Source organism: Sphingobacterium sp. SGL-16, from assembly GCF_011043515.1.
Classification (GTDB): Bacteria; Bacteroidota; Bacteroidia; order Sphingobacteriales; family Sphingobacteriaceae; genus Sphingobacterium; species Sphingobacterium litopenaei.
The window spans coordinates 1-6,818 of the sequence record NZ_JAAKGQ010000082.1 but is presented as its reverse complement, the minus strand read 5'-3'; the positions used below and the strand labels follow the sequence as shown (position 1 = coordinate 6,818).

The 6,818-nt window shown below is 35.7% G+C and carries 7 protein-coding genes; 3 read left to right on the top strand and 4 right to left on the bottom strand.

Annotation, left to right across the window (positions count from 1 at the left end; genetic code table 11):
* Nucleotides 1-301: 301 nt before the first annotated feature.
* The 3 genes from G5B32_RS16475 to G5B32_RS16465 all read left to right on the top strand — a co-directional run bounded on the left by G5B32_RS16475 (nucleotide 302) and on the right by G5B32_RS16465 (nucleotide 3,100).
* The gene (locus tag G5B32_RS16475; RefSeq protein WP_165292589.1) at nucleotides 302-661 is read left to right on the top strand and encodes a BlaI/MecI/CopY family transcriptional regulator; all 360 of its coding nucleotides are present in this window, start codon (nucleotides 302-304) and stop codon (nucleotides 659-661) included.
* Nucleotides 662-665: 4 nt separating this feature from the next.
* The gene (locus tag G5B32_RS16470) at nucleotides 666-2,378 is read left to right on the top strand and encodes a M56 family metallopeptidase (protein ID WP_223815478.1); all 1,713 of its coding nucleotides are present in this window, start codon (nucleotides 666-668) and stop codon (nucleotides 2,376-2,378) included.
* Between the two features lie 101 nt (nucleotides 2,379-2,479).
* Entirely contained in the window at nucleotides 2,480-3,100 is a 621-nt protein-coding gene (locus G5B32_RS16465; protein WP_165292587.1) for a trimeric intracellular cation channel family protein, read from the top strand.
* Here the strand turns inward: G5B32_RS16465 and G5B32_RS16460 are convergent.
* From G5B32_RS16460 to G5B32_RS16445, 4 genes are all read right to left on the bottom strand, one after another.
* Entirely contained in the window at nucleotides 3,095-4,390 is a 1,296-nt protein-coding gene (locus G5B32_RS16460; protein WP_165292586.1) for a UDP-N-acetylmuramoyl-tripeptide--D-alanyl-D-alanine ligase, read from the bottom strand. The two genes, G5B32_RS16465 and G5B32_RS16460, sit on opposite strands and share 6 nt — an antisense overlap.
* Before the next feature lie 69 nt (nucleotides 4,391-4,459).
* Complete coding sequence (locus G5B32_RS16455; protein ID WP_240899084.1) at nucleotides 4,460-5,281, bottom strand: ATP-binding protein; 822 nt, start codon at nucleotides 5,279-5,281, stop codon at nucleotides 4,460-4,462.
* 53 nt (nucleotides 5,282-5,334) lie between these two features.
* Entirely contained in the window at nucleotides 5,335-6,078 is a 744-nt protein-coding gene (locus G5B32_RS16450; protein WP_165292585.1) for an acyl-[acyl-carrier-protein] thioesterase, read from the bottom strand.
* Nucleotides 6,079-6,091: 13 nt separating this feature from the next.
* Entirely contained in the window at nucleotides 6,092-6,679 is a 588-nt protein-coding gene (locus G5B32_RS16445) for a TIGR00730 family Rossman fold protein (RefSeq protein WP_165292584.1), read from the bottom strand.
* Nucleotides 6,680-6,818: the final 139 nt, after the last annotated feature.

Genomic DNA, 6,818 nt, shown 5'->3' with positions numbered 1-6,818 from the left:
TTTTCCTGATTTCTCAGTTGAAACCGCTTCTAACCTCGTATTTCACTGCTGTTACCAGCATTCCTCCCTTGCGGAGTGGTGCAAAGATAGGGAAGTTTCTACTCTACTTCCAAGCGTTTTTGAGAATTATTTTTGAGAATAAAGGTAAGTCGCTGGAGCATTGAGGGATAAAATAGCTTTCAATGAAGGCTTTCCTGCCAAGTGTTAAATTTTATTAAAAAAATCAATGGAATTTGGAAGATACGAAACTCTTCGTAGATTTGATGTACGAAAAAATTCGTAGATAATCTAAGAATTAAAAATGAAACCTACAGATAGCGAAATGGAAATATTACAGGTTCTTTGGAAAAAAGGACCGAGTACAGTAAGGGAAGTGTACGAATCATTAGATAAAAAAGATGTTGGTTATACAACTATATTAAAACTCATGCAAATAATGCTTGACAAGCAGATGGTCTCTCGTGACACAAGCTCAAAAAGCCATTTATATAGTGCTAGTATTAGTAAGGAAAAAATTCAGCATCAATTTTTGGATAGATTTATAGAAACAGTTTACAACGGAAACACATCCCGTTTGATTATGCAAGCTTTGGGTAATCATAAAGCAAGCAAAGAAGAAATAGAATTAATAAAGCAGTATTTAGACAATCTACAAGAATAACATCATGGAAAATATTGTTCAACTAATCAATAACGCAATTGGGTGGAGCATTCTACACTCTTTATGGCAAGGGGCCTCTATATATATTATACTCTTTGGAATATTCCTGATATTTTATAGCATAACATCCAACGCAAAATACAAGATTGCTTACATCGCACAGTTGTTAGTATTCGGGTCATTTTTATTCACATTCCTCAAATATCTTCAAGTCCCAATAAATTTTGGGGAGATTGCTATTTCTGAACAGCAGCAAATGATTTTGTATTTTGACTACTTACAAAACAAAACCTGGTCTATAACCAAACTCTTCCCCTACATTGTCGCTTTATATTCCGTAGGTATTGTGGTACAAATTCTGTTATGTACAAAAAGTATTCAATTGCTTAATAGAATTAAAAAATCTTCAACCGCAACGTTACCACAACACTGGAATAATGCGCTAGGCAAAATTATATTAGAGAACAATATTTCTCCGAAAGTAAAACTGTTGGTTTCAGAATACGTTACAAGTCCTATTACCATTGGATTTATAAAACCTTTAATTATTTTTCCGACAGCCTACATTAATAAAATATCAACCTCAGACGCTGAAGCTATTTTACTGCATGAAGTAGCACATATTAAAAGAAATGACTATTTCTTCAATATAATACTCCTTACAATTGAAACGATTTTATTCTTTAACCCTTTTGTATGGCTCATCAGTAGACATATCAAGATCGAGCGCGAACAGTCTTGCGATGATTTTGTCACTACATCAATCGCTAATCCTGCAAACTATGCACGAACATTATTACAGATTGAATTATTAAGGCAAGAATATGAGACTTCCCTTGCCTTAGCATTGTCTGGCAATAACAAATATGATTTATTCAGTCGCATCAAAAGAATTAACAACAAAGTCATGGAAACAAAATATACTGCTTTTAAGCACCAATTAATGGCGATCCTTTGTACATCGCTTACCTTTATCTTTATTGCATGGATGAATCCTCAACCAAAGGAAACTTCCCCTAAGAAAAATTCAGAAACTATCACCGCTTATTCACAAACAATAGAGACTGTAACGAATAAACAAGATACTACCAAGAAAACTACTAATCCCCTTAAAAAAGAGAAAAGAATTATCATTAAAACAGATTCTACAGTTACGGTATTAGATGATGAAAAAGAAATAGAAGAGTTTTCTAAAAAAATGGAGTTACATAGTAAAGACTTAGAAAAGCATTTTGAGTCTCCAGAATGGAAACAGAAGATTCTTAAAATAGAAGAACACGCCAAAGAAATTGAGCAAAAATTCAATTCTAAAGAATGGAAAGATAAAATAGCCAAAATTGAATTGAATGCTAGAGATTTTGAAACACATCTGAACTCTCCGGAATTCAAGAATAAGATAATCGTTATTGAAAAAAATGCTAAAAAGATAGAGGAGAAATTTAATTCTCCCGAATGGAAAGAAAAAATAACAAAAATCGAAGAGAATAGTAAAAAGGTAGAAGACCTAATCAATTCTCCAGAGTTCAAAAACAAGATTGCTAAAATTGAAATTCAGTCGAAGCGATTAACTGATAAATTTAATTCTCCTGAATGGCAGGATAAAATCAAGAAGTTAGAAGACATAGGCAACTTCTATAATTCCGAAGAATTCAAGGCCATCCATGATAAATACCAAAAGGAACTTCAAAACCTTAAAAAGCAAAAAGGATTACAATAATAGGCTAACCCGATTATCGGAGAAAGAGGAATCTATGATTATAGATTCCTCTTTCTTTTTACCTCTGATTTTATGTATAATTGTTAAATAAGAATATCGTTATGAATATCATCTACGCTATCGACCTTCTGGGAACAATGGTTTTTGCGATTTCGGGCGCTATGGCAGGGCACCGAAAAGGCATAGATATATTTGGCTCAACCTTCATGGCTTTCGTTACGGCAATTGGAGGAGGTTCGTTGCGTGATATATTTTTAAATATTCGGCCTGTGTGGGTAGAAGACGGAAATTATTTACTGGCTATTTTCTTTGGGGTATTTATTTCTGTAATCGCAAACAAACAGCTTTACAGCCTAGCTAAAACCTTCACCTTATTTGATGCGATAGGTATTGGTTTTTTTACAGTAGTAGGTACCCAAAAATCATTGGATTACGAATCCAGCAGTATCGCAGCCATAATGTTGGGTATGTTTTCTGCGGCAATGGGCGGTGTAATACGTGATGTATTAATCAATGAAACACCTTTAATCCTTCGCAAAGAAATATATGCCTCCGCCTGTTTGTCGGGCGCATTACTCTTTGTACTGCTCAATTACTGGAATTTTGACAACGGCTGGAATGCTTTTATAAGCGCATCATTGGTATTTTTGATACGAATTATATCCGTAAAATATAACCTATCCTTGCCTGTAGTCGAAATGAAAAAAGAGGAACAATTATAGTACTTCCAATAATCGCTCAAAGGCCATTCCCCGTGACGCTTTTAATAGAATAAAACTATCGTTCAAAGTGGAAACCGCAGCTTTTGCCTCATCCGTTGTCTCGTAAAATTCAGCTGAATCGTCCTTGTGTTTGAAAAATTCTTTCCCTACAAAGATTAATCGCTCAAAACCTAAAGATTTTGCTTTATTCACTAAGGCTTTATGTTCTTCGAAAGATTCATCTCCTAGCTCAAACATATCACCTAAAATAACCACTTTGTGATCTGCTGTCAACACTTGCATATTGTCCAATGCTGCTGCCATACTACTTGCGTTAGCATTATAAAAGTCTGCAACAATGACATTGCGAGAGGTCTTTGTTATTTGAGAACGGTTGTTTTTAGGAACATACGAGGCTATTCCATCATTGATGGTTGCAGGATTCATTCCAAATTCCAAACCTACAGCAATTGCCGCCAAGATATTCTCTGTATTGTATGAGCCTGTCAAATGAGTGTATACTTCGTAAGATTCAGACTTATCACCTTCTTTCCAAGCAATAGAAAGATATGGATTCGCCATCAACAGTTTTCCTACAATGGCATTGGTATCGGAGAAGCCATATTTGACTATTTTAGTGAAAGTTCGTTGGCCCGCCATTTCTACTAGATGCGCATTATCAGCTTGCAAGAACAATGTTCCACCGCTTTGGGATATGAAATCATATAACTCCCCTTTAGTTTTCTTTACGCCTTCAAAAGATCCAAAACCTTCCAAATGAGCTTTACCAACATTCGTAATAAAACCGTGAGTTGGACGTGCTATATTGGATAAGAATTCTATCTCTCCAATATGATTGGCACCCATTTCTACAATTGCCATTTTGTAAGAATCGTCAATCGACAAGAGTGTCAACGGCACCCCTATATGATTATTTAGATTTCCTTGCGTAGCATACGTACGAAATTGTTGAGACAATACCGCATACACCAATTCTTTGGAGGTGGTTTTGCCATTCGTACCTGTAATACCTACGACAGGGATATTTAATTGATGTCTATGAAATAAAGCTAAATCTTGCAATGCCTTTAATACATCATCTACTAAAATATATTGATCCCCATTCGCAAACTCTGCTTCGTCAACCACCACATATGTTGCACCATTTTCTAAAGCTTGGCTTGCAAAAGCATTTCCATTGAAATTTGCGCCTTTCAACGCAAAGAATATGCTATTATCCTCGATATTTCGTGTATCCGTAGAAATGGAAGGGTATTGTTTATAGATGTCGTAAAGTTTTTCGATTTGCATGACAACAATATTTTATAGAACAAATGTAGTAATCTTATAAACAAAAAAAGGAGCAAAAGCTCCTTATAATTATTTCAGTTCGTATGCGATGATACTATTACTATTGAATGTAGGAATGTAAATCACATTCTCTTTGGGATTGTAGCCCAAATCTGCCGTATTCATCTTTCCTTGGACATCTAGAATTTTTTCAACATCACCTTTTGCCGAAACATGATAAATCAAACCTGGCCAGCACGTAACGATGAAACTTCCATTCCCTAAAGGCTCCAAACCATCACCTCCTTGTTCAAATGCTTTTGTAAACACTGTAACTTGCTTATTCGCGTCTATAGACCAGAATTCCTTTCCAGCCAAAGCCAACAGCTTTCCATTATAATATTTTAAACCATTTACAGAAGGAACACTGTCCAAAAACACCGATATTTTACCATTTCGCAATTGGAAGATTTTATTCTGTCTAGTATCCGAAATGTATACAATACCGTTATTATCCACAGTTACATCATTCAAAAATGTGGCGCCTTCCACAACCATCTCATCTACAATATTGCTTGTCACAATATCTACTACGATAACTTTCGTCACATCTGCTATGTACAATAATCCCTTGTGAATAGCTAAGCCTTTAGGCGCATTCAAGCCTGTAATCCAATGTGGATCTTCCACTGATCCATCGGTATTTAATATAGCTATTTCGCCTTTATCGGTGCCACCTTGACCAATTAATGAAACATATAATTTATCAGTTACATCATGATAAAGTACGGACTCAGGAACATGAATTCCTTCAGTGGTTTCCCAAAGCTTTTCCAAGGTTTTGGTTTGCGCAAAAGCAAATTGAACACTCAGCAAAGAGCAGATTATTAGCAATAGATTCATTCTTTTCATAGTGACTGTTTATTTAAATGGTTGATTAAAGATATTAAAATTCTGAAGAAGGATTACTTCTCTATTTCAAAAACACAGGCAAAGCAAATTTGTTCGCCTTTTGAGATTTTAAATCCTATTTTATTATCAAAAACTCCTTTTTGAATGGTAATCGCTTCCCCAAGACTTAATTCTTTGATAAAATTTAAATCAATAGCTTTTATTTTATTCCCCAATATTAGCATCGGGTCGATATAGTTGATACACCATTCCAAATATTTGGTATTATTCACGTGATTTACAATATCCAAATCAGAAAATTGTACTGTCTGCTCAAAGATTTCAGATACTTCGAAAGACAAATCAACACGTTGATTGGCAATTTCGGTTGCGTGAATATCTGGAAACTGCTCTACATAAGAAGTATCAAACTGTAACGCATCGGGTCTTCGGAGTTTCATATTGAAAATTGCCCAAAGCGAGGAAATACCTAATAATTTCTTTCCTTCACGTGAAACCTCAAAGTTACGCGTCGATTTGAATCCTTTTAATTCTTCTATCCATGTTTTGACTTCAATCTCTTGGGAGAAATTCGGCAATTCTCCTATCTCAATACGCATACGATTCATTACCCAAGATTGGTCATACTTGGATAAATCATCGAAACCTACTCCACCCAGATCGGCATGTTCAGCAGCTGTCAATTGAAGAATATTAGCCAGTTCAGGTAATTTTATAGCACCATTGGGATAGCATTGGGAAAAATAAACTTCCCAATTTTTGTAATGAATAGATTTAAAATCTGCTGATAATGGCATTCCTTCCCTCCTTTTAACTATTTTCTTTACTTAACCACTTTGGCACAGCTGGTGCCACATATGAATTCATTTTTTCTAAAAGCTCTTCAATAGTATTCCCTACTAAAAGCATTTCTTGATTCTGCTTTTTCAAAAGTCCGACATCTACCATATTTTGCAGAAAAGCAATCAAATGATCATAGAAACCATTAATGTTTAGCAACCCCACCGGCTTTTGATGTAATCCCAATTGTCCCCAAGTAATTACTTCAAATACTTCCTCCATTGTACCATATCCTCCCGGAAGGGCTATGAAAGCTTCACTCAGATCATTCATCAAAGTTTTGCGCTGATGCATATTGTCCACCGCAATCAAATCAGTCACGCCCGAATGCCCTATTTCTTTACTATTCAAAAAATGAGGAATTACCCCAACCACTTTACCGTTATTGGCTAAGGCGCCATCTGCAACAGCCCCCATTAATCCAACACGACCGCCACCGTATACTAATGTAATATTTTGGGTAGCCAAAAATTCCCCTACCCCATAAGCTCTCTGCGTCCATACCGCATCAAAGCCTGGACTTGATGCACAAAAAACGGCTATACTTTTGAATCTCATACCACAAATCTAAGTGAACTACCCATTTGCTAAAGACAAATGGGCTTCGGGCTTCACAGACTTGTGCTTTGTTGCTAAAGTCTTATTTGAGTCTCCGCCCGTGTAATCGCCAGTTCCTGACGATATTATTTTTAATCCT